General features: G+C 69.7%; 20 protein-coding genes. 15 read left to right on the top strand and 5 right to left on the bottom strand.

Annotated features, from left to right (window positions below):
* Positions 1 to 6: 6 nt before the first annotated feature.
* Positions 7 to 360: a YxeA family protein gene (locus OR600_RS08440; protein ID WP_168354067.1), complete on the bottom strand. Its 354-nt coding sequence runs from the start codon at positions 358 to 360 to the stop codon at positions 7 to 9.
* Between the two features lie 230 nt (positions 361 to 590).
* Here OR600_RS08440 and OR600_RS08435 point away from each other — a divergent pair, with 230 nt between their 5' ends.
* Positions 591 to 1,400 carry a MurR/RpiR family transcriptional regulator gene (locus tag OR600_RS08435; protein WP_135978441.1) on the top strand — a complete coding sequence of 270 codons (810 nt, stop codon included), beginning with the start codon at positions 591 to 593 and terminating at the stop codon, positions 1,398 to 1,400.
* 245 nt (positions 1,401 to 1,645) lie between these two features.
* Here OR600_RS08435 and OR600_RS08430 read toward each other — a convergent pair whose 3' ends face one another.
* Positions 1,646 to 2,812: a DUF3810 domain-containing protein gene (locus OR600_RS08430; protein ID WP_168354068.1), complete on the bottom strand. Its 1,167-nt coding sequence runs from the start codon at positions 2,810 to 2,812 to the stop codon at positions 1,646 to 1,648.
* Between the two features lie 361 nt (positions 2,813 to 3,173).
* Here OR600_RS08430 and OR600_RS08425 point away from each other — a divergent pair, with 361 nt between their 5' ends.
* From OR600_RS08425 to OR600_RS08415, 3 genes are all read left to right on the top strand, one after another.
* Positions 3,174 to 3,320 carry a hypothetical protein gene (locus tag OR600_RS08425; protein WP_168354069.1) on the top strand — a complete coding sequence of 49 codons (147 nt, stop codon included), beginning with the start codon at positions 3,174 to 3,176 and terminating at the stop codon, positions 3,318 to 3,320.
* Between the two features lie 36 nt (positions 3,321 to 3,356).
* Positions 3,357 to 4,148: an amidase domain-containing protein gene (locus tag OR600_RS08420; protein WP_204407731.1), complete on the top strand. Its 792-nt coding sequence runs from the start codon at positions 3,357 to 3,359 to the stop codon at positions 4,146 to 4,148.
* 140 nt (positions 4,149 to 4,288) lie between these two features.
* Positions 4,289 to 4,915, top strand: coding sequence for a hypothetical protein (locus OR600_RS08415; protein WP_251173795.1), 627 nt, complete (start codon positions 4,289 to 4,291; stop codon positions 4,913 to 4,915).
* Between the two features lie 195 nt (positions 4,916 to 5,110).
* Here the strand turns inward: OR600_RS08415 and OR600_RS08410 are convergent, their stop codons facing one another.
* Together OR600_RS08410 and OR600_RS08405 are read right to left on the bottom strand one after the other, a co-directional pair.
* Complete coding sequence (locus tag OR600_RS08410) at positions 5,111 to 5,674, bottom strand: SGNH/GDSL hydrolase family protein (RefSeq protein ID WP_265590999.1); 564 nt, start codon at positions 5,672 to 5,674, stop codon at positions 5,111 to 5,113.
* On the bottom strand, positions 5,671 to 6,285 hold the full coding sequence (locus tag OR600_RS08405) for a DNA-deoxyinosine glycosylase (protein ID WP_265590998.1): 615 nt from the start codon (positions 6,283 to 6,285) through the stop codon (positions 5,671 to 5,673). The genes OR600_RS08410 and OR600_RS08405 overlap by 4 nt, the downstream gene beginning before the upstream one ends.
* Positions 6,286 to 6,653: 368 nt before the next feature.
* Here OR600_RS08405 and OR600_RS08400 point away from each other — a divergent pair, with 368 nt between their 5' ends.
* From OR600_RS08400 to OR600_RS08360, 9 genes are all read left to right on the top strand, one after another.
* The gene (locus OR600_RS08400; protein ID WP_265590997.1) at positions 6,654 to 7,052 is read left to right on the top strand and encodes a hypothetical protein; all 399 of its coding nucleotides are present in this window, start codon (positions 6,654 to 6,656) and stop codon (positions 7,050 to 7,052) included.
* Positions 7,049 to 7,312: a hypothetical protein gene (locus OR600_RS08395; RefSeq protein ID WP_135978448.1), complete on the top strand. Its 264-nt coding sequence runs from the start codon at positions 7,049 to 7,051 to the stop codon at positions 7,310 to 7,312. The genes OR600_RS08400 and OR600_RS08395 overlap by 4 nt, the downstream gene beginning before the upstream one ends.
* A gap of 63 nt (positions 7,313 to 7,375) precedes the next feature.
* Positions 7,376 to 9,070, top strand: a complete 1,695-nt coding sequence (ettA, locus tag OR600_RS08390) for an energy-dependent translational throttle protein EttA (protein ID WP_135978449.1) — start codon at positions 7,376 to 7,378, stop codon at positions 9,068 to 9,070.
* Positions 9,071 to 9,204: 134 nt separating this feature from the next.
* Complete coding sequence (locus tag OR600_RS08385) at positions 9,205 to 9,690, top strand: C-GCAxxG-C-C family protein (protein ID WP_265590996.1); 486 nt, start codon at positions 9,205 to 9,207, stop codon at positions 9,688 to 9,690.
* Between the two features lie 230 nt (positions 9,691 to 9,920).
* Positions 9,921 to 11,000 (top strand): Gfo/Idh/MocA family protein, encoded by a 1,080-nt coding sequence (locus OR600_RS08380; RefSeq protein ID WP_265590995.1) that lies wholly within the window; start codon positions 9,921 to 9,923, stop codon positions 10,998 to 11,000.
* A complete protein-coding gene (locus tag OR600_RS08375) occupies positions 10,997 to 11,737 on the top strand; it encodes a DeoR/GlpR family DNA-binding transcription regulator (protein ID WP_265590994.1) in 741 nt (246 codons plus the stop codon). The genes OR600_RS08380 and OR600_RS08375 overlap by 4 nt, the downstream gene beginning before the upstream one ends.
* 293 nt (positions 11,738 to 12,030) lie before the next feature.
* Complete coding sequence (locus OR600_RS08370; protein WP_168354070.1) at positions 12,031 to 12,453, top strand: glycosyl hydrolase family 28-related protein; 423 nt, start codon at positions 12,031 to 12,033, stop codon at positions 12,451 to 12,453.
* Positions 12,454 to 12,526: 73 nt separating this feature from the next.
* The gene (locus tag OR600_RS08365) at positions 12,527 to 13,474 is read left to right on the top strand and encodes a glycoside hydrolase family 28 protein (RefSeq protein ID WP_309295242.1); all 948 of its coding nucleotides are present in this window, start codon (positions 12,527 to 12,529) and stop codon (positions 13,472 to 13,474) included.
* Between the two features lie 125 nt (positions 13,475 to 13,599).
* Entirely contained in the window at positions 13,600 to 18,360 is a 4,761-nt protein-coding gene (locus tag OR600_RS08360) for a hypothetical protein (RefSeq protein ID WP_265590992.1), read from the top strand.
* A 199-nt stretch (positions 18,361 to 18,559) separates the two neighbouring features.
* On the opposite strand, the gene OR600_RS08355 is transcribed toward OR600_RS08360, so the two are convergent.
* Positions 18,560 to 18,826 (bottom strand): hypothetical protein, encoded by a 267-nt coding sequence (locus tag OR600_RS08355; protein ID WP_265590991.1) that lies wholly within the window; start codon positions 18,824 to 18,826, stop codon positions 18,560 to 18,562.
* 204 nt (positions 18,827 to 19,030) lie between these two features.
* Between OR600_RS08355 and OR600_RS08350 the strand changes: the two genes are divergently transcribed.
* Both OR600_RS08350 and pth2 read left to right on the top strand, forming a co-directional pair.
* On the top strand, positions 19,031 to 20,263 hold the full coding sequence (locus OR600_RS08350; protein ID WP_168354071.1) for a cation diffusion facilitator family transporter: 1,233 nt from the start codon (positions 19,031 to 19,033) through the stop codon (positions 20,261 to 20,263).
* Positions 20,264 to 20,285: 22 nt separating this feature from the next.
* On the top strand, positions 20,286 to 20,699 hold the full coding sequence (gene pth2 / locus OR600_RS08345; protein WP_135978458.1) for an aminoacyl-tRNA hydrolase: 414 nt from the start codon (positions 20,286 to 20,288) through the stop codon (positions 20,697 to 20,699).
* The last annotated feature ends 3 nt before the right edge of the window (positions 20,700 to 20,702 follow it).

The raw sequence follows: 20,702 nt of genomic DNA, 5'->3' as shown, positions 1-20,702 counted from the left end.
GGCGCGTCACCCCTCCGGGGGAGTGAGGAGCGCCTGGGCCGCCTCGGGCACCTGGTCCCAGGAGACCTCCTCCCACGAGATCACGCCCACGAGGGGGCGCGTCTCGAGCAACAGGTAGGCCTTGTCGCGCAGGATCCGCTCGGTGTCGAGGGTCACGGGGGCCGGCTTGCCGTCGGGCGTTGCCCCGTCGAGGTGGTAGGAGTAGGTCATGCCGCCGTGGGGCTCGATGGGCTGCACGAGGTTGTCGTCGGTCTGCACGTAGACCCGGGCCGGCTCGCCGAACTTGAGGACGAGGAGCGCCGCCGCCACCGCGCACACCCCTGCCACGGCCACCAGGCCGATGACGATCTTCCTTGCCACGGGACCTCCCACCTGTCTGGGGCGCCGGCCGTCCGGCACCCGGTGGACCCATGGTCCCAAGGGGCCCGGTGACGGGCCATCGAAGGGGGTGACATCGCGGTGACGGTTTCGTAAGGGTGGCACCCTCGGATTTCTGTCTCTTGAGGGGTCGGTGGGGGGCGACGGCGGTGACGACCGCGCCGTGAGGTATGGTGGTCCCGACCGTCGTTCGGACGACAAGGAGACCCTCCGTGGACCGTTCCCGCCGCAACCTCCTCACGTCCCTGCTCGCCGCCTACAACGCCGACCCCGGCTCCCCGACGGGCCGGGTGGCGGCCTACCTCCTCGAGCACTTCGGCTCCCTCTCCCAGATATCCAGCCGCGACGTCATGGCCGCGGCCGACGTCACCCGCCCCGAGCTCCGCAGCGCCGTGACGGCCCTCGGTCTCGCTGACTTCGCCGACGTCGCTCGCTGCGGCGGCGAGTGGCCGCTCTTCCGCGACTACTTCCTGGCCTACATGGCCTCCGGGGGCGACGCGGGCCGGCTGCGCTCCGAGATCGACCGCCTCTACGACTCCGTGGACGCCGCCATGGACACGCCCATGGCGGCCTCGCTGGTCTCCTCGCTCCACGGCGCGCGCTCCGTGACGGTGCTCACCGCCGACTCCTCGGCGGCCGCCCTGGGCGAGTTCCAGCGGGCCATGGTCATGGAGGGGCGCCTCGTGCGCTTGGTGAGCGAGAGCGATCCCAAGGAGGCCCTGCTGGCGTCGCTTGGCCCCGCCGACCTGCTCGTGGCCGTGTCCACCTCGGGCGGCTCCGTGAAGCGCTGCCTCGACCTCCTGGAGGGCTGCGAGGCCTGGAAGGTGCTCGTCTCGGCCTGCGACGACGAGCTTGTGCAGACCCCCTTCGACGACGCCCTGCTCATCGGCCACGCCATGGCCGAGGGCGAGCCGCTGCACCGGGTCTTCGCCACCTACGGCGTGGCGTACCTGTTCGACCGGATCTTCGCCGAGTACGCGGGGGAGCGGGGCCCGGAGCGCGGGCGGGCGGGGGCAGAGTAGGGCCGTCTGAGGCTGTCCCTCTCGGCACCCCTCTCGGCATCCCTTGCCGCCGTCCTCCTTGCTGCCCCCTCTCTCGGCACCCCTCTCGGCACCTGAACGCGTCTGAGGGCGACCCCTTCCGCACCTGAACGCGTTTGAGGGCGGATTTCCCCTCCCTGAACGCGCCTAGGGGCGGATTCTCCGACTCGACGCCGCCCGATGTCGCCCTCAACCGCATTCAGGTGCGGAGGAGGAGCGCGGCGGTCTCAGGCGCTCTGGAGGGCGGGGTCCGCCAGCAGGAGGTCGACCATGAGGCCGTAGCTGGCCGTGCCCGCCTCCTGGCCGTTGGCCTTGAGGTAGCCGTCGTTCACGGCGTCGCCGAGGTCCTGGAGGGGGCCGCGGTAGGCCGCCGCCATGTCGGCCCGGGCGGCGCGGTCACCTGCCACTGCCAGGTCCCTCTCGCCGTGGATGCGGGCCCAGGCCTCGGGGTCGGCCCGGTGGAGCGCGGCCATGGCCTCGTCGTAGGCCATGGTGAGGCCGCTGTAGCGGGCGAGGGGGTCGTCCGATGCCGCGCAGGCCAGGTAGCCGATGTAGTTGGCCTCGTCCTCGCGCATGAACCCGGCGCGGTGGGCCAGCTCGTGGCCCATGGTGGCCGGGATGGAGAGGCGCGGCCAGTCGCAGCTGACGTTGGCCTCGGCCGTGTAGGGGAAGTAGACGCCGGTGATGCCCACGAGCGACATGGCGCGCGACGCCAGCACCGGCTTGGGGTCCGAGAAGTCCACGGCAAAGAGGCCCGGGTAGCGGTCGTTCAGCGCCCGTACTTGGGACGTCGCGGCCCGTGCCATGGCGGGGAAGTCGCCGGCGGCTCCGCCCGTGGCGGACGGCCGGTTGCGGAGCCAACCATCCGAGACGGGTCCCAGCGCGACGCGGCTCTCGTCCACGCGGCGCCCGAGCTCCTCGCAGAGGGCCGTCAGCCGGCGGGCGCGCTCCTCGGCCGGGAGGGCACGCGCCTCCTGCAGGACCGGCCCGTAGCCGGCGAGCTCGGCGAAGGTGGGCCGGCTGTAGTTGAGGCCCTGGAGCGCCATGAAGAGCGCCCAGGCTGCCGCGACCACGGCGACGGCCGGCACCGCGCGGCGCCCGGCGGCGGCGAGGCGGCGGCCGCGGCTGGCACGGACGACGGCCGCGACGGAGCGTGCGAAGTAGACGACGGCGGCCGTAGCGGCGAGGACGAGGACCCACTCCGCCACGGAGAAGGGCACGAGCCCGGGCAGAAACCCCACGGCGTCGGAGAGGGCCACGTAGGGGCCGCAGGCCCAGGCGTCGGAGGGGTGCGCGGCAAGCCAGGACGAGCCGGCGAGGGCCGCGGCCGCCATGGCGAGGCATGCGCCTGCGGCAACGGTGGCGCGGCGCGGGCGCGGGTGGTGCAGGTGCATGGCCCCTCCTCTCGACGGCCCCACCATACCGGATGGACGGCAGGGCCCCATGCGGGTTCGGGGCTTCATGGCAAAGGGAGCGGTGACATGTGTCAATTGGCGTACTTCGTTGTCGGCATAATGCCTGTTACGAGACGCTTAATAAATACTCAACGAAATGAATGCAAACAATAATAATATACGAATATGAATTAATAATGGCAGATAGAACAATAAAGCAATAACTTAGAAAATAGCTATCAAAACCATTCGCCATTCGAATTATACCGTTCAGGTTTTCTATACAATTCCGATGGGTTGTGTATCTTAATTCTCGCTTTACTGGAAGGGAGGTTGAAAGATAAGAGAAAGGATACTTGAGATGAAGAAAGCTGTCGTTACCCTGCTTGCGGTCTTGTTTGGGGTTGTGTTCGTCTGCGCCGGCCGGGCCTACGCCACTGAGGACGGCTATCTGGAGGATCCTTATACGCGGATTCCCTCCTTTGCTGCTGTGTCTGGAAAAGAATAGGAACTCCTTGATGTATTTAAAGACACTGATGTCGCTGTGGACCGCTTTGCATCCGATCATGCTGCTTTTCTGCAGAAGTGCAATGATCTCGGTCTTCCCTCCCTTAGTGCAGAAACGGCAGGTGTTTATATAGAGCGAGTGGGCGATTTAAATCTTTCCTATCAAGAAGAGAGCGAGGTGCTCTCATTTCTGGATATCCTAGAAAACCCAATTGAAAATGAAGCGATTAAGCAGGGACTTCAGTGCATTGAGATAGCGCAATCTGTGGGAGATATGGCTTCTGATGAAGCGGAAGATGCTGTTTCGTTCTTGCTGCCCAGCCCAGACCCCTGTCTTTCGGAGAGCGCCATTCAGCCGTTCAACTCGGGAATTAATCTTGAGCTTGCTCGATCGTATGCAGCCCAGTTCGCAACTACTTACAATGCAAACTATGGGTATATCGGTGGGGCAGATTGTACGAACTTTGTTTCACAAATCCTCCATCACGCCGGCGTCTCAATGGATTGCAAGAATTCGACTGCGAGCGGGTGGTGGTGGCTTGGGAAAACGAACAAGTCTAATTCTTGGGTAAATGCCAATACGTTCAAGAATTATATTGGAAGCGGTTATACCACGCGGACTTGGTCATCGTTCGTGAGTAATGTCCGGTCAGGGGACATTATCGGACTCGATTGCGGTGCAGACGGCGTGGTCGATCATTGTGGCTTCGTGTATACCACGGATGGAACGCGCCTTCGGATTGCTCAGCATTCTTCTGGCTATCTAGATTGGAATCGAGGCTGGCCGAATTATAACAATTCAGGAAGGTATTATCGCATTCGCCGCTAGGAGAGTTTGTGTCATTAGTTAAATTGTACTCGGATGCCCCTGCTGCTTGGGTAGTGGGGGCGTCCCTGCTCATAGCCGTGATCCTCTGCGTGCGACTTGTTCGGCGGCGTTCTTGTTCGTGGGCGATCGCAGAGGCGGTGGTGGCACTGTGCGAGGCGAGCCTGCTTGTGCCTCTCGGCAACAGCACGGCGCTCGCGCTCGGGGAGGTGCGGCCCCTCGTCCTCCTTGTCGCCGAATGGCATCCGGTCGCGCAAGGGCTGTTCTGCCTGATGGCCCTCTGCGTGCCGGTGGCCGTTTTCCTCATGGCGAGAGGTCGGCGTTCGGTGGCGCACCCTCTTGGGCCCGGACAGGTTCTAGCGGCCGTGCTGGCGGCCATCATCGGAATGCAGGTGGCGGCCTATCTGGTCGTCGGTGCCTCATATTGCCATGTGAGGCCTTGGTATGAGCCCTCTGCCAGCGTCTTACGCGTCTCGTACCTTCTCATGTGGCTCCAGGTCGCGGTCGCCGCCGTCTGGATCGTGCGTCGGGCACAACGGCGTTGTGTGCCCGTTGCGGTGCTTGTGGGCAGCGTTGCGGCCGGGTGCGCTGCCGGTACTTTGGGGCACGGGATCGCCCTGTTGGATCCTTGGGACTTCATTGCGTGGACCGACGCTGTCCCCCGCGGCGAGCTCGTGCCCGCCGTCGCAGTGTTGATCGCGATTCAGGTGTGTTGTGCAGGCGCGGTGCTCCTCGGGGAGCGGGCCGATAGGGAGGTGCGACTGGGCTGATAGGCTTGGCTGGACGGCAGGCCCGCGGTTGAGTTAACGGTCCCGGATGGACGACAAGGGCACCATGCGGGTTCAAGGCCTCGGTGCACGGGGTCGGGCCTTCGGTGGGTGGCGGTGCGGGGCCTCGGGCCTTCGGTGAGTGGAAAAGCGTGCACCGAGGGCATGGGCCTGTGCACCGAAGGCGCGAGCAGGCCGTCAGGCTCCAAGCGTCCCCGCCAGCACGTTGGCTGCCAGCTCGCTGCCGGCCCCGCTCGGGTGCACGCCGTCGGCGGCGAGGAGACCGGCGCCCACGGCGCCCCCGTCGCCGACCTCCCAGAACGCCGCGCCCACGTTGGCCACGGCCACGCCGCACTCCCGCTCCACACATCCCAGCGCCGCCTGCATGGCGCCGTGCATCTCCGCAGGGGAGAGGTCCAGCCTCCCCAGGGCCGCGCTCCCGGCGCCGAAGGCCCACGTGCCGTACACCACCGGCACCGCGCCCGCCTCCCGGGCCATGGCCGCCAGCCGAGCCACGCTCTCCAGGAACCGCCCGGTCGCCGTGACCGGGCCGTGGCCCATCTCCTGCAGCACGAGCGCATCCACGCCGCCTGCGGCCAGCGCCGCCGCCGTGGCCGCGCCCAGCCGCGTGGCCGGGTTGGCCTGCTCCGCCAGCCGCGCGCCGCCGCGGGCGTGCACGGCCACCTCGCGGCCGAGGAGTGCCGCCAGCCGGTCGGGCATCCCGTTCCGCGTGGTCAGGCTGTTGCCCAGCATCAGGATCATCGCGCATCCCCCGGGGCCGAGACCCCCGGAGCCGAGTCCTCCGGGTCCGAGACCGCCGCGGCTGTCGGAGCCAGCGCCGCCAGCACCCTTGCCGCCGCCTCGCCGCCCTCGGCCAGGTCCCTCACGGGCGCGTAGGCCTTAACGAGCGCGTCTAGCGACATGCGCGCGTTGGCCGGGCTCGTGGACGGCAGCGCCAGGTGGGGCAGCTCGGGCCACCGCGGCGCGTCGAAGCGCTCGTAGTGGCGCGTCGCTGCAGAGCCGCAGGTCACCACGGCCTCAATGGGCGCGGCGTCAATGATGCGCGCCAGGTCGTTGGGGCGCGGCCGCTTGATGGAGGCGTCCGACGCGCCCACGATCTCGCAGCCCGCCAGCACGTCCCACACGGCGAGGCGGTGGCGCAGCATGAGGGCCTTCTTCTCGGCAATGGTGGTCGCCGGCGGCTCGTCCCAGAGGCGGGCCATCACGGGCCAAAAGCGGTTGCGCGGATGCCCGTAGTAAAAGCCGTACTCCCGCGACTTGGGGCTCGGCATGGTGCCGAGCATCAGCACGCGGCTGCGGCTGTCAAAGAGCGGCTCGATGGTGTGGGTCACGAGGGTGGGGGTGTGGGCCATGGCTGCCTTTCGGGAGGGGCGGGGCGGTTTGTTCAGCATAGGCCTGCTGGGCCGGGGTCGAGCCGGTGGGTCGTCTCGGCCGGCGGCCTGGACCGATTCGGAGAAACGCTCCAACTTGCAAGTTGGAGCGTGCTGGCGGCGCCCGGCAGCCCGCTTTGGCCCGAAAAACGCTCCAACTTGCTACTTGGTGTGGATTAACGGCTCCTTCTCCCTCCAAATCCGCTCCAACTTGCAAGTTGGAGCGCCTCATCTCAGCCGGTCACCTCGGCCGCCCCCCATATTGTTGGGGACCCTTTGGGGGCATAGAAAACCACACAGGCCGCTGGCACTTCGGCGCCGGCAGAAAACCCAAGGCGAGAAAGGCGTCCATGAAGAAGGGTCTTGGAGCAAAAGTGCCGCTCTGTCCCGGATCGGCCGCAGCCGCCGGCACGTGCGACGAGGGCGGAGGGGTCCTCAATGCCGCAGATGTCTCCTTTGACAAGCGCGGCTGCGACAAGGCCCTGCGCCGGTGGCCCGACCTCCGCGTCCGGGTGGCCGCCGCTGTGGAGACCCAGGCGCAGGCCGGGTTCTTCCATTGCAAAGGAGCCGGCCGCTGGCGGGGGTGCGCCCTCAAGGAGTGCCGCGTGAACTCGCGCGACGCCGGCAGCGTGCGTATCGCATTCTCGGTGGAGGGCGGCCGCGCCACGGTGGTCTACATCACGCAGACCCTTGTGCGCCGCGACTTCCTCCGCGAGCTCGACCGTTTCTTAGGGGAGGCGCGCCCATGAAGCTTGTGGCCATGAAGCAGGCCCTGGGGCGGGCCCAGGGCCTGTGTGGGCGTGGGGCCTCGGGCACGGTGAGGCTTCTCACGTTCAAGAAGGATCGCTCAGTCACGGTGAGTGCGGTCGACGGCATGGTGAGGGTGGCCGAGCAGGGCTTCTCGTCGCAGGTGGTGGAGGTCCCGGCCGGCTCCGAGGCCAGGCGGGCCCTCCGCGAGGCCTGTCGTCGGGAGTTTCCGCGCTCCAACAAGCTCTATGTGAGGGAGTGAAGCGGCCGGCTGTGGCAAGATGAAAGGTCCGTCCAGCCACAAGTGCAGCACAGGGAGCTTTTTATGGCAGAGTTCGTCTACCAGATGTACGAGGCCCGCAAGACCGCCGGCGACAAGGTCATCCTCGACGACGTGTCGCTCTCGTTCTTCCCCGGGGCCAAGATCGGCGTCGTGGGCCCCAACGGCATGGGCAAGTCCACGCTCCTCAAGGTCATGGCCGGCATCGAGGACGTCTCCAACGGCGAGGCCCGCCTCACCCCCGGCTACACCGTGGGCATCCTCGAGCAGGAGCCCAAGCTCGACGAGGACGCCACCGTCATCGAGAACATCCGCCAGGCCTTCGGCGACCTGCTGGCCAAGATCGACCGCTTCAACGAGATCGGCAACGAGATGGCCGAGCCCGACGCCGACTTCGACGCCCTCATGGCCGAGATGGGCACCCTGCAGGACCAGATCGACGCCGCCAACGGCTGGGACCTCGACTCCCAGCTCTCCCAGGCCATGGACGCCCTGCAGTGCCCCGACCCCGACACGCCGGTCTCCGTGCTCTCCGGTGGCGAGCGCCGCCGCGTGGCCCTCTGCCGCCTGCTGCTGGAGGCCCCCGACCTGCTCCTCCTCGACGAGCCCACCAACCACCTCGACGCCGAGAGCGTCCTCTGGCTCGAGCACTTCCTCCAGAACTACGAGGGCGCCGTGCTCGCCGTCACCCACGACCGCTACTTCCTCGACCACGTGGCCGAGTGGATATGCGAGGTGGACCGCGGCCAGCTCTTCCCCTACAAGGGCAACTACTCCACCTACCTCGACACCAAGGCCGCCCGCATCGCCGCCCAGGGGACCCAGCAGGCGCGCCTGGCCAAGCGCATGAAGGCCGAGCTTGAGTGGGTGCGCTCCAGCCCGAGCGCCCGCCTCACCAAGAACAAGGCCCGACTCGAGCGCTACGAGCAGATGGAGGCCGAGGCCCGCAGCGCCAAGAAGCTGGACTTCGCCGAGATCCAGATCCCCGTGGGCCCGCGCCTGGGCGCCAAGGTCCTCGAGGTGGAGCACCTGGAGAAGGGCTTCGACGACCCGTCCGGCGAGCGCCGCGTCCTCATCGACGACCTCTCGTTCACGCTGCCGCGCAACGGCATCGTGGGCGTCATCGGCCCCAACGGCGTGGGCAAGACGACGCTGTTCAAGACCATCGTGGGCCTCGAGGAGCCCGACGCCGGCACCGTGGAGCTGGGCGAGAGCGTGAAGCTGTCCTACGTGGACCAGAACCGCGCCGGCATCGACCCCGACAAGACCGTGTGGGAGGTCGTCTCCGACGGCAACGACTTCATGATGGTGGGCGAGACCGAGGTGCCGAGCCGCGCCTACGTGGCCGCGTTCGGCTTCAAGGGCGCCGACCAGCAGAAGAAGGCCGGCGTGCTCTCCGGCGGCGAGCGCAACCGCCTGAACCTGGCCCTCACCCTCAAGCAGGGCGGCAACCTGCTGCTCCTCGACGAGCCCACCAACGACCTCGACGTCGAGACCCTTTCCAGCCTCGAGGCAGCGCTCCTCGACTTCCCCGGCTGCTCCGTGGTGATCAGCCACGACCGCATGTTCCTGGACCGCATCGCCACCCACATCCTGGCCTGGGAGGGCACGGACGAGGAGCCCGGCCACTGGCACTGGTTCGAGGGCAACTTCGAGAGCTACCAGAAGGACCGCGAGAGGCGCCTGGGCCCCGAGGCCAGCCGCCCGCACCGCATCCACCGCAAGCTCACCCGCGACTAGGGTCCCTCCCTCTGCCGCAGCCGTCCGCCCCGCTGGGCCCGTGTCGCCGATGGCCGCGACGCGGGCCCGGCTCCTGTCTTGGTAAAACCATGGTATTGTTGCATTGATATATAAAAATGCGACAAGGAGAAACCATGAACATAGGTGCCGTGGCCGTGAGCCCCAACAAGGTGGTCCGAGACGCCGAGGAGAACTACCGCGGCGGCTTCTTTTGCTGCGAGGCCCTCATGGGGGCGGTCTGCGACATCTTCGACCTCGACGTGGCCGACGACGTGGTGGCCATGAGCTCGGCCATGGCCGTGGGCATGGGGCGCTCGGGCTGCGTGTGCGGGGCGCTCAACGGCGGGGTCATGGCCCTGGGCATGTTCTTTGGGCGCACGACCCCCGACGGCCCCGCGGACCCAAAGGTGCGTCGCGCCATGGCCCTCTCCAACGAGCTCCACGACTGGTTTCGGGCCAACAACGGCAAGAACGCCGTCTGCTGCCGGGTGCTCACCCGGGGCATGGACATGGCGGCCGGCGAGCACAGGGGGCAGTGCATCGTCCTCACGGGCCTCTGTGCCTGGAAGGTGGCCGACATCGTCTGCCGCGAGCTGGCCATCGAGAACCTCGACGGCTGAGGGCCGCCCCGTTGGGGGGCGGGCAGGGCGGCGGATGAGGCTGGGCGGTGGACGGGGCGGCGATCCCGGCTGGGACAAAAGTGTCCGGGTGTTGGGACGGTTGGGACGGGGGGGGGGCAGCAGCCCCTCCATTTTCTGTGCATTCTCGCGCAGAACGAGCAAAAATGCGCAATACTGTCCACAGTCACGCAAGAACCGGCGCACAGCCGCATCTACCACCGGGAGGTCCCATGTCGGAGCATGCCCCGCTCGACGCCGCCGCGGCCGCGGAGGCCGCCTTCGCCCGCGCCCAGTCCCAGCCGTTCCCCGACGACATCTTCACTGCGCCCCAGCTCAACTGGGCCGTCATCGGCTGCGGCGTCATCGCCAACCAGATGGCCGAGTCCCTCGCCCTCGCCGGCCGCCGCCTCGCCGGCGTGGCCAACCGCACGGCCTCCAAGGCCCACGCCTTCGCCGAGCGCCACGGTGTGCCCCGCGTCTACGAGACCGTCGAGGAGCTCTACGCCGACCCTGCCATCGACGCCGTCTACATCACCACGCCGCACAACACCCACATCGCCTACCTGCGCGACGCCCTCGCCGCCGGCAAGCACGTGCTCTGCGAGAAGGCCATCACCCTCAACTCCGCCGAGCTCGAGGAGGCCCGTGCCCTCGCCGCCGAGAACGGCGTCCAGCTGATGGACGCAACCACCATCCTCCACATGCCCCTCTACCGGGAGCTCCGCCGCCGCGCGGATGCCGGCGAGTTCGGCCCGCTCAACCTCGTGCAGGCGAGCTTTGGGAGCTACAAGGAGTACGGCGACCTCACCAACCGCTTCTACAACTCCGACCTGGCCGGCGGCGCCATGCTCGACATCGGCGTCTACGCCCTCACCTTCGCCCGCCTCTTCATGGGGAGCCAGCCCGACGAGCTCGTCTCCCTCGGCAACCTCGCGTCCACCGGCGTGGACGAGAAGGGCGGCATCGTCGCCCGCAACGCCGAGCAGCAACTTGCCGTCGTCAGCCTCTCGCTCCACTCCAAGCAGCCCAAGCGCGGCGTGCTCTCCTTCGACCGCTGCTATATCCAGGTGGACGAGTACCCCCGCGCAGACAGTGCCAGGATCGTGTGGACCGAGGACGGCTCGGTGGAGGAGGTCGCGGCCGGTGAGGAGGCCTACGCCCTCTGCTACGAGATGGCCGACCTCGAGCGCGCCGTGGCCGGCGACGAGGATGCCCGCGCCCTCATCGGCCACGCGGCTGACGTCATGGACCTCATGACGTCCCTCCGTGCCGCCTGGGGCGTCGTGTACCCCGAGGAGCGGCAGGCGTGATCGCGCGGCAGCGCCTGGACCGGATCGTGGAGACGGTGAGCCGCAACGGGGCGGCCACCGTCCCCGAGCTGGCTGAGTCGTTCGGCATCAGCGAGTCGACCATCCGGCGCGACCTCGACAAGCTCGACTCCGCCGGACGCTTGGTGAAGGTCCACGGCGGCGCCGTGTGCCTGGAGGACGAGCACGTGCGCCGCGAGCTCACCATCGGCGAGCGGGCGGACCTCCGCACGGCCGAGAAGGCGCGAATCTCCCGGTACGCGGCGTCGCTCATCGGCCCCGACGACCTCGTCTACATAGACGCCGGTACCACGTGCCGCGCGCTCGTGGACCACATCGGGGAGACCCGTGCCTCCTACGTCACCAACTCGCTGGACAGCGCGGCGGCCCTCGCGGTCCGCGGGCTCTCGGTGGTGGTGCTCGGCGGCGAGGTCAAACCCGCCACGGCGGCACTCGTGGGCCCCGAGGCCGTGGAGACGCTGTCGCGCTACCGGTTCACCCTGGGGTTCTGGGGCGCCAACGGCGTGAGCCGCGAGTATGGGCTCACCACGGCCGAGCGGCTGGAGGCACAGGTGAAGAGGCTCTCGATCGCGCGGACAGGGCGGCCTTTCCTGTTGGCCGACCACACGAAGCTCGGTCGCGTGGGGCCCGTGGTGTTCGACCCGCTGGAGGCGGTGACGGTCCTCACGGACGAGGTGCCGCCCGACTGGGCCGACGTCGCGACGGTCCGCGCCGTCTGACGGGGGACAGGGGTCGCGGCCGGTGCGCCTCCCGCCCTCCTCCCTCCCATCTGAACGCGATTGAGGGCGACTCCCGACGCGCTTTTGCGCCGGAAGTCGCCCTCAGCTGTTTTCAGGGGTCCGGAATCCGCCCCCAACCGAGTTCAGGTGGGGAGGGGGCGTGGCGACGCCATGCGAGCCCGACCAACGTGACGGCGGCTCGACGGCGGGCAAGGTTGGGACAAAAGTGCCCGGACACTTTTGTCCCAATGGTCGGGCACTTCTGTCCCATCGAGCCGAGAGGAAGCCGGCCCATGGAAACCGCCGATGTCGTCTGGATGCCCCGGAAAGCTGTTGTCTCCTGGGCCTGCGCCCGCGCCGCCGTGGTGGAGACGCCGCCGGAGTCCGTGCGGCTCGACATCCGCGACTTCGGGGCCGCGGGAGACGGCCGTCGCGACGACACCGGGTCCATCCAGGCGGCCGTGGCCCGCTGCGCCGAGGGCGGCACCGTGGAGGTGCCGGCGGGGCGCTACCGGGTGTCGAGCCTGTGGCTCAAGGACGGCGTCTCCCTCCATCTGGCCCAGGGGGCCGAGCTGCTGGCCGTCTACGACCGGGAGGGGAGGGCGCTCCTCCCTCCCAGCCAGGCCCGCACCGACGGCGGCGCCCCGTACCCGCTCGGCACCTGGGAGGGGGCACCTGGGAGGGGGAGTCCTGTGCCATGTCCGCCGCCGTCGTGAACGCCGTGGGGGTCCGTGACGCCTGCGTCTACGGCCCCGGCACGGTGGACGGCCAGGCCACCGCCGACACCTGGTGGCACGACCCCAAGCGCATCCGGGCGGCCGCCCGGCCCCGCCTCGTCTTTCTCGAGGGGTGCGAGAGGGTGGCCCTGGTCGGCACCCTCAGGGACAGCCCAAGTTGGAACGTGCACCCGGTGCTCTGCCGCGATGCGAGGTTCCTCTGCCTCGCCCTGAAGAGTCCGGCCGACTCCCCCCCAACACCGACGGGGTCAACCCCGAGAGCTGCACCGGCGTGCTGGTCTCGGGGTGCGAGTTCTCCGTGGGCGACGACTGCGTGGCCATCAAGAGCGGCAAGCTCTCCATGGAGCGCCCGGTGCGCCCTCCCTGCACGGCCGTACGCGTGACCCACTGCTCCATGCACGACGGCCACGGGGCCGTGGCCATCGGCAGCGAGACGGCCGGGGACGTCTCCGTCGTGGTGGTGGAGGACTGCGTCTTCAGCCGGACCGACCGGGGCCTGCGGGTGAAGACGAGGCGGGGCCGCGGCCGGGACTCGCTGGTGACCTCCGTCGTCTTCCGGCGCATCGCCATGGAGGGGGTGGGGGTGCCGTTCGTGGTGAACGCCCTCTACAACTGCGACCCCGACGGCATGGAGGCCTGGGTCCAGGACCGTTCGTGCCGCCCGGTGGACGCCACGACGCCCCGCCTGGGCTCCTTCACCTTCGAGGACATCGTCGTGCGCGGCGCCAAGTGGTGCGCCGCCTGGGTGGCGGGCCTTCCGGAGGACCCCGTGGACCGCCTCGTGTTCCGCCGGGTGGAGGTGGCCTTCGACGACGGCCCCGACGAGGGGGCGCCGGCCATGGCGGGTGGCGTGGGCGCCTTCTGCCGGGGAAGCCTCGTGGTCTCGGGGGTGCGGCCCCTTGATTGCGGCGACGTGGCGCTCTCGGGGGTGGACGGGCCCCTCCTGACGGTGGACGGCACCGAGGTGCCGGCGGGGGACGGGCTGCATCGGGCCCGGTAGGCCGCGACAAAGGGCGCTTCTTTTCAAGGGAATTGAAGAGTATATTCAGGTCAATTCAAGATTGACCTGAATATGGGCCGCGGACCGTCTGGGGGCGGCCCCTGCCCTTTGAGGAGGAGTCTGCCATGGGAAAGTCGTCGTTTGGCCGGCGTGGACGCAGGTTGGCGCTCGCCGCCCTGCTCGCCCTGTCGGTAGCCGTCCCGGCCCCGGTGGCGCGGGCTTTTGCCGAGGGGGTCGACGGCCTGTCGGCCCAGGCGGCCCAGGACGGCCGCGCCTGGTCCGCGGCGGGTGACCTCAAGGTGGCGGGAGGTGTCGAGGGCGTCGACTGGCGCCTCGACGGCACGGTGCTCCACGTGACGGGCCCTGCGCCGCTGACCCTGGCCAACGCCGACGGTGTGGCCACCTCCGCCACCACGGTGCGCGTGGACCCCGGCGTGGCGGCCGACCTCACCCTGGCCGGTGTCCATATCGCGTCGGCCACGGTCTGCCCCATCGACGTGGCCACCAACCTCTATGGCACGGCCGACGGCAGCCGGGCCGCCCGCGGGTCCCAGATCGTGGCCCCCACCTCCCTCTACCTCAAGGTCGCCGACGGCACCGAGAACAGCCTCACGGTGACCGCCGGCGGCTCCATATACGCCGGCATCCGCTGCGGCGAGGGCTCCTCGCTCGTGGTCGACGACGGGCGCGACAACCGCGACGCGTCGGGCGCCATGGCCCGGGTGGAGGGCGACAAGGTGGCGGCCGACATCGTCCTGTCCGACGGCACCGTGGTGGAGGCCGGGTCCCACGCCTCGGCCCTCGACAGCGACGACCCCGGCTACCTCGAGGTTCACGGCGGGGGCCAGGGCTCGGGCATCGGCGGCTCCTCCTACGAGGACGGCGGCACCCTCACCTTCAACGGCGGGCGCCTCAAGGTGGACGTCTACGGCTGGAACTTCTCCGGCGAGGGCGGCACGAGCTACTCGGCCGGCATCGGTGCCGGCGGCGAGGCCAACGGCACCGCCACGGCCATGACCTTCAACGGGGGCACCATCGAGACCCACGGCGGCCTCCACGGGGCCGGCATCGGCGCCGGCCACAGCGACTGCTCCGGCTACGGGGCCATGCTCCCCGACGCCATCCCCACGCCCCGCCTGGGCCGCGGCGTGACCTACGCCGGCGACATCAACATCAACGGCGGCTTCATCGAGTCGTTCGGCGGGTGGCACGGCGGTGCCTTCGGCAGCGCGTGCTGGTCCACCAACGCCGGCCACACCGTCACCGTCACCGGCGGCACCCTCATTCCCCATCACGGCACCGGTGGCGGCGGGGCCCACTCCGACGGCGGCCGCTACAACGTCTTCCCCGACATCGGCGGGTCCGGCGGCTTCGTCGTGATCTCCGGCGGCTCGGTGTTCTGCACCGACCCCGTCCGCTACTTCCTGGGCATCGGCGACACCGCCTGGAGCAACGACGCCGGTATGGCCCCGGGCTACAACACCGGCGACCCCAACGACCCCAACAAGGTCTTCATGGTCACCATCGACCTGTCGGCCGAGATCAAGCGCGTGAACGAGGACGGCACCGTGGTGGGCGGCGACAACCTCATCCATGACTGGGAGCTCCTGGTGGCCGGCCAGCGCTACGACTACGGTGCGCCCCACCGCTTCTACGACGGGAAGCTCTACCTGTGGCTGCCCAAGCAGGCCACCTCCGAGCAGGTCACGGTCAACCTCTCCTACGTCGACGAGAACGGCGCCGTGCAGAAGGTCAACCCGCTCTTCAGGAACCCCGGCCAGGAGGACACCCTCAAGCGCTACGTCGACTTCGAGCTGCCGGCCTCCTACGCCGACAAGCTCGTGAAACCCTACGACGGCCTGCCCTTCGAACCCTACGACATCGGCGGGGCCGGGAACTCCATCACCACCGACGAGGCCCTGCCCAAGACCCTCTCGGATCCCGACAAGGTCACCTACAAGTACCAGGTCTACACCGGGCGCGACGGCGAGCCTGTGGGCCCGGAGGTTTCGGAGGACGGCGGCCTGCCCTCCGACGAGGGGGTCATGCGCCTCACCATGACCTCCACCCAGTTCTCCGACAACCCCGACCCCATCTACGCCGACTTCAAGGAGAACTACTGGGGCCACAGGGCCGTGGGCTGGTGCGAGATCACCCCGGTGCCCTCCCGGGTCGCCCTCGTGGAGGCGCAGTGGGTGGCCGACGGCGCGCCCGGCTCGGACGGCCACGACGCCCGCCAGGCCATCAAGGTGGCGGCAAACATCTCCGGTGGCTTTTTCGACGACGACCCCGACTGCCCCGTGGCCGCGACCTGCAAGGCCCCGGAGGGCAAGGTCCAGCTCTATGTGGACGGCGAGGCCGTGGGCGAGCCCGTCGAGCTTCTCTTTGAGCCCAAGGTGCTGGACGGCGCCCGTTCCGTGACGCTGCCCCAGAACGCCTGGCGCGTGGACAACGGCGCCGGGGGCAGCACCACCCGCTTCGAGTACACCTTCGTGCCCGCCGACCGGGACATCCTCGTGCCCACGGCCACCGATGACCGCGAGCACGAGGTCACCGTGCGCTACCTGCCCTCGAAGAACTACCTTGCCAGCGCCAACCCCACCGAGGACGACGACGTCCCCTCGGCCACGGTGCGCATCGACCCCGTGGACCCCGGGGCAGAGGTGGAGCCGGGCCCCGGCGACCCCGGCGACCCCGACGACCCGGCCAACCACCTGGTGGTGGAGCAGGGCGAGCCCGAGGAGGGCGACGACGGAAGCCGGTTGGTGAAGGGGACCGTGACCACGGTCTTCCGGGCCCCCACCGACGACGACCCCCATCCCGGCCGCGTGGAGCTCAAGCTCTCCACCGCCAGCTCCGCGCCGGTGAGGGTCACTGCCTCGGACGGGTCGGTCTTCACGGCCCAGATCGTGTGCGACGAGGACGGCGTGCCGGTGCGCGACGAGGCCGGCCGCATCACCGTGACCCTCGACCCCGAGGCGGTGGGCAAGGGCAACCTCACCATCGTGCAGGAGCCCAACGGCGCCTATGTGGGCACCACCTTCTCCTTCGAGGTGACGGTGCTGCCCGACGCGTCGGTGGAGCCGGCCCCCGCCGTGGCCAAGGCCGTGGTCAACCTCACCCACCCCGACGGCCCCACCCGCCCCGGCGACCGGCTCCGCTACACAGTCACGGCCTCCAACGGGGCCGCGGGCTCGGCCTGGACCGACGTCGTGGTCACCGACGCCCTGCCCTCCTGCCTCAAGCTCGACGGCGGCTCGGTCCATCTGACCAACGGCGCCGACCTCCTGGACGTGGACGGGCGGCCCGCCGAGGGCGATGGCCCCCTCGTTCCGGGCCAGTGGCGCCTCTCGGCCCCCGGCGCCGACGGCAGGGCGGTGCTCGAGGTCGCCTGCGGGACGGTGTACGGCGGGTCGTCGGCCACGGTGACCTTCGAGTGCGTTGTGGCCGACGACGCCGTCGGCCGCGACGGCGACGCTGCGGACCTCTCCAACAGCGCCTCGGCCACGGGCACCCGGCCCAACCCCGACCAGGACGAGGGGGCTCCCCCCACGGTGGGGCCCGTGGAGCCGGACGACGCCCCGGCGGTGACGCCCCCCGGTGGCTCGGAGGTGGCCCCGGGCGAGCCAGCCGACGGTGCCCTCGCCTCCCGGAAGACCGTCGAGAACCTGAGCCGTCCCGCCCAGGCGGGGCGCACCCTGGTGGGCGACCGCCTGCGCTACACGGTGGAGGTGTCCCTCGGCGGCTCCCCGGCCACCCGGGTGGACGACGTACGGGTGGCCGACCCGCTCCCCGCGGGCATCGAGCCGGTGCCGGGCACCGTGCGCCTCACCACCCCCGATGGCCGCGAGCTGACGGTGGCAGATGGGTGCTACGACGCCCAGACCCGCGTCCTCGCCCTGCACTGCGGGGAGCTCTGGGGCGGCGAGTCGCTCATCGTGACCTTCGAGGCCGTGGTGGGAGCCTCCGCCCTGGGTTCCGACGGCGCCAACGTGGCCTACGTGGGCGCCTCCGTGCCCCAGGCCCCCGGCGACCCCGACGCCCCCGCCCCGGGCACGGCCGTGGACCCCGACGACCTCCCGTCCCTCGACCCCGACGCGCCCGGCGACCCTGACGACCCCGGTGTCGTGGAGGTCGCCACCCCGCCGGCCACCCCGTCGCAGATCCTGGGGTCCGACCCGGCCCCCGAGGACGTGGTGGTGACCAAGGAGGTCGAGAACCTCGACCGCTCCGACGGCACCACCCGGGTGGGCGATACCGTCCGCTACCGGCTCTCGCTCTCCCTCCGTCAGGAGGGGTCGGCCCTCATGGGCGCGGTGCTGCGCGACGACGTCCCCCGGGGCCTCGAGCCGGTCTCGGGCTCGATCCGCCTCCTGGGCCCCGATGGTGCCGACATCGCCGTGGACGACGGGTGCTACGACCCGTGGAGCCGGACCCTGGCGGTCTCGGTGGGCACCGTCTGCGGCCCCCAGACCGCGACCCTCGTCTTCGACGCCCTGGTGACCCCCGACGCCGTCGGCCGCGACATCGGCAACGTCGCCATCGCCTTCGGGGAGATGCCCTCCCAGGTGTCGCTGCCCCTGTCGGGCCCCGGCCGGGGCGAGCCGTTCTCGCCTGCGGGCGGGTGGGGCCTCTACGAGCGCACCCACCCGCGCTATGGCAGTGACACCGTCTGGCCCGCGGGGGCGGGCCCCGACGGCGGTGTCCTTCCGGCCGACCGCGAGCTGCCCTCCACCGGATCCGACGGCCGACGGACCATCGTCTCCCGCCATCCCCTCGGCCTCCTGCCCGTGACCGGCGACGGGTCGTCGGTGGCAGGTGCTGTGGCCCTGGCGGCATCCGCGGCATCCGCGCTCCTCGTCCTCGTCCGGCGCCGCCGCCCCTAGGCAGCGGCTGCGGTGGGCGCCCCCGGTCGGACCCCGTGCCGGCCGGGGGCGCCCTTCTTGTCTCGGGACCTCCAGGGGCGGTACCGGGTGTCTCCGTGACGAAAAGGGCGCCGGTGACCGAACGGATCGGCCAGCGGCGCCCTCGGGCGGAGTCTTGTCAGGGGGGGCGGACCGGCGTGGCCCGGGCCCGGCGGCCGGCCTACTCCTCGCCGGTCACGCTCTCGGAGACCTCGGCGTAGCGGTTGCCGTTCTCGTCGGTGCCCACGGTGAGGTTCTCCTCGACGACGCGGCCCTCGGCGCCGTCGACGGCCTCGGCCACCGCGGGGTCGCCGTAGCTGCCCTCGACGTCGTAGTTGGGCTTGATGGAGGCCTCCATGGAGTGGGTCTCGTTCTCCAGGGCCCCCTCGCGGATGACGTCGTCCACCAGGGTCTTCTCGGCCTTCTCGGCGTTCATGTGCTCGGACATCGCGTCCCCTTTCTCCGGCGCCCCCGCGGGGCTTCCCTTGCTTTGCAAAAGACCCTGTTCCCCGAGGGACCGGTCCCTTGAATCGGCGTCGCGGCCCGCCACGGGACACCCACGGTCTTGGGCCCCGGGTGTAGGGTCCGGGGGTGGGCGGGTAGGAACCTGATGTCCTGTGAGAACGCGAACGAACGAAGGCGACCGCACCCCATGGCAAGCACCCGCACCGACGAGAAGCCCACTGCCGAGAAAACCGCAGGCAAGACCGGCCGCGCCCCGGCGTCCGGCGCCTCTCGGGGCCTCTCCGGCGAGAGTATTCCCTACGCGCCCGCCGACGAGCGCGACCGCAACGCCGTCGTCGTGCGCTGCGGCGCCGTGGGCATCGTGGCCAACGTGGCGCTCGCCGTGGCCAAGGCGGCCATCGGCTTTGCGTCCAACTCCCTCGCCATCGTGCTCGACGCCGTGAACAGCCTCACCGACGCCGTCTCCTCGGTGGTCACCATCGTCGGCGTGAAGCTCGCCGCCCGCCCGGCCGACAGGGAACACCCCATGGGCTACGGCCGCGTGGAGTACCTCTCGGCGCTCCTCGTGGCGGCGGCCGTGTTCGCCACGGGCGTCATCACCCTGCGCGACTCCGTCCTCAAGATCCTGCACCCCACCCTGTCCACCTACGACTGGGTGGCCGTCGTGGTCATCGTCCTGTCCATCGCCGTCAAGGTGTGGCTGGGGCTCTACACCCGCGGCAAGGCCCGCGAGACCCGCTCCGACGCCCTGGACGCCTCGGGCGTGGACGCCCTGTTCGACGCCCTCGTCACCGGGGCCACCCTTGTCGGCATCGCCGTGACCATGCTCTGGCACGTCACCATCGACGGCTGGGTCTCCGCGCTCATCTCCCTCGTGGTGGCCAAGAGCGGCTGGGACATGCTGCGCAGCATCGTAAGCGAGATTCTCGGCGAGCGCATCGACCCCAAGCTTGCCCGTGGCCTGCGCGCAGAGATAGCGTCGTTCCCGCCGGTCATCGGCGCCCACGACCTGTTCCTAGACTCCTTCGGCCCCAACGAGATGATCGGTTCCGTGCACCTGGAGGTGCCGGCCAACATGACGGCCATGGAGATCGACACGCTCTCGCGCAAGATCTCGGACCGCGTGTACCGCGAGCACAACATCATCCTCACCTGCGGCGTCTACGGCGCCGACCCCGAGGACCCGGAGTGGAAGAAGTTCAACGACTCCATCCGCGCCGAGGTCATGGCCCACGAGGGGGTGCTGTCCATGCACGGGCTCTATGTGGACCACGACCACAACCGCGTGGTCTTCGACGTGGTGCGCGACTTCTCGGTCACCGACGTGGAGGCGTTCAAGGGGCGCATCGTCGATGACCTGGAGAAGCGCCACCCCGACTACACCTTCACGGTCCATGTGGACGTAGACTACGCGGAGTGACCGTTTCGTCCCGGGAGGTGCCATGGCCGCCTACAAGGCCAAGCAGATGATCGTGATGCGCCGCGACCTCAAGATGCGCAAGGGTAAGATCGCCGCCCAGGCGGGCCATGCCTGTGTGGACGCCGTGCTCAAGGCGCTGGCGGCACGTGGAACCACGCTGGGCGAGGACGGCGAGCCGGTCTTCGCCGCCGGCGACGACTCCGCCCTGGCGGCGTGGTTCTCGGCCGGCGTGGCCAAGGTGTGCGTCTACGTGGACGGCGAGGAGGCCCTGCTCGACGTGGCCGAGCAGGGCATGGATGAGGGCTTCGTCGTCTCCCTCGTGAGGGACGCCGGCATCACCGAGTTCCACGGCGAGCCCACCTACACCTGCCTCGCCTTTGAGCCGCTCTTCCCCGAGCAGGTGGACCCCATCACCGGCGACCTGCCGCTCTACTAGGGG

It is taken from the genome of Granulimonas faecalis, from assembly GCF_022834715.1.
GTDB classification, from domain to species: domain Bacteria; phylum Actinomycetota; class Coriobacteriia; order Coriobacteriales; family Atopobiaceae; genus Granulimonas; species Granulimonas faecalis.
Note: the sequence above shows the minus strand (reverse complement) of the source record. Positions and strands in the feature narration are given on the sequence as shown.

Bases quoted from the DNA above. Each gene is read 5' to 3' on its own strand.
- OR600_RS08430 (WP_168354068.1), bottom strand. From the start codon at position 2,812: ATGCACCTGCACCACCCGCGCCCGCGCCGCGCCACCGTTGCCGCAGGC.
- OR600_RS08425 (WP_168354069.1), top strand. From the start codon at position 3,174: ATGAAGAAAGCTGTCGTTACCCTGCTTGCGGTCTTGTTTGGGGTTGTG.
- OR600_RS08410 (WP_265590999.1), bottom strand. From the start codon at position 5,674: ATGATCCTGATGCTGGGCAACAGCCTGACCACGCGGAACGGGATGCCC.
- OR600_RS08405 (WP_265590998.1), bottom strand. From the start codon at position 6,285: ATGGCCCACACCCCCACCCTCGTGACCCACACCATCGAGCCGCTCTTT.
- OR600_RS08400 (WP_265590997.1), top strand. From the start codon at position 6,654: ATGAAGAAGGGTCTTGGAGCAAAAGTGCCGCTCTGTCCCGGATCGGCC.
- OR600_RS08395 (WP_135978448.1), top strand. From the start codon at position 7,049: ATGAAGCTTGTGGCCATGAAGCAGGCCCTGGGGCGGGCCCAGGGCCTG.
- ettA (WP_135978449.1), top strand. From the start codon at position 7,376: ATGGCAGAGTTCGTCTACCAGATGTACGAGGCCCGCAAGACCGCCGGC.
- OR600_RS08385 (WP_265590996.1), top strand. From the start codon at position 9,205: ATGAACATAGGTGCCGTGGCCGTGAGCCCCAACAAGGTGGTCCGAGAC.
- OR600_RS08380 (WP_265590995.1), top strand. From the start codon at position 9,921: ATGTCGGAGCATGCCCCGCTCGACGCCGCCGCGGCCGCGGAGGCCGCC.
- OR600_RS08370 (WP_168354070.1), top strand. From the start codon at position 12,031: ATGGAAACCGCCGATGTCGTCTGGATGCCCCGGAAAGCTGTTGTCTCC.
- OR600_RS08360 (WP_265590992.1), top strand. From the start codon at position 13,600: ATGGGAAAGTCGTCGTTTGGCCGGCGTGGACGCAGGTTGGCGCTCGCC.
- OR600_RS08355 (WP_265590991.1), bottom strand. From the start codon at position 18,826: ATGTCCGAGCACATGAACGCCGAGAAGGCCGAGAAGACCCTGGTGGAC.
- OR600_RS08350 (WP_168354071.1), top strand. From the start codon at position 19,031: ATGGCAAGCACCCGCACCGACGAGAAGCCCACTGCCGAGAAAACCGCA.
- pth2 (WP_135978458.1), top strand. From the start codon at position 20,286: ATGGCCGCCTACAAGGCCAAGCAGATGATCGTGATGCGCCGCGACCTC.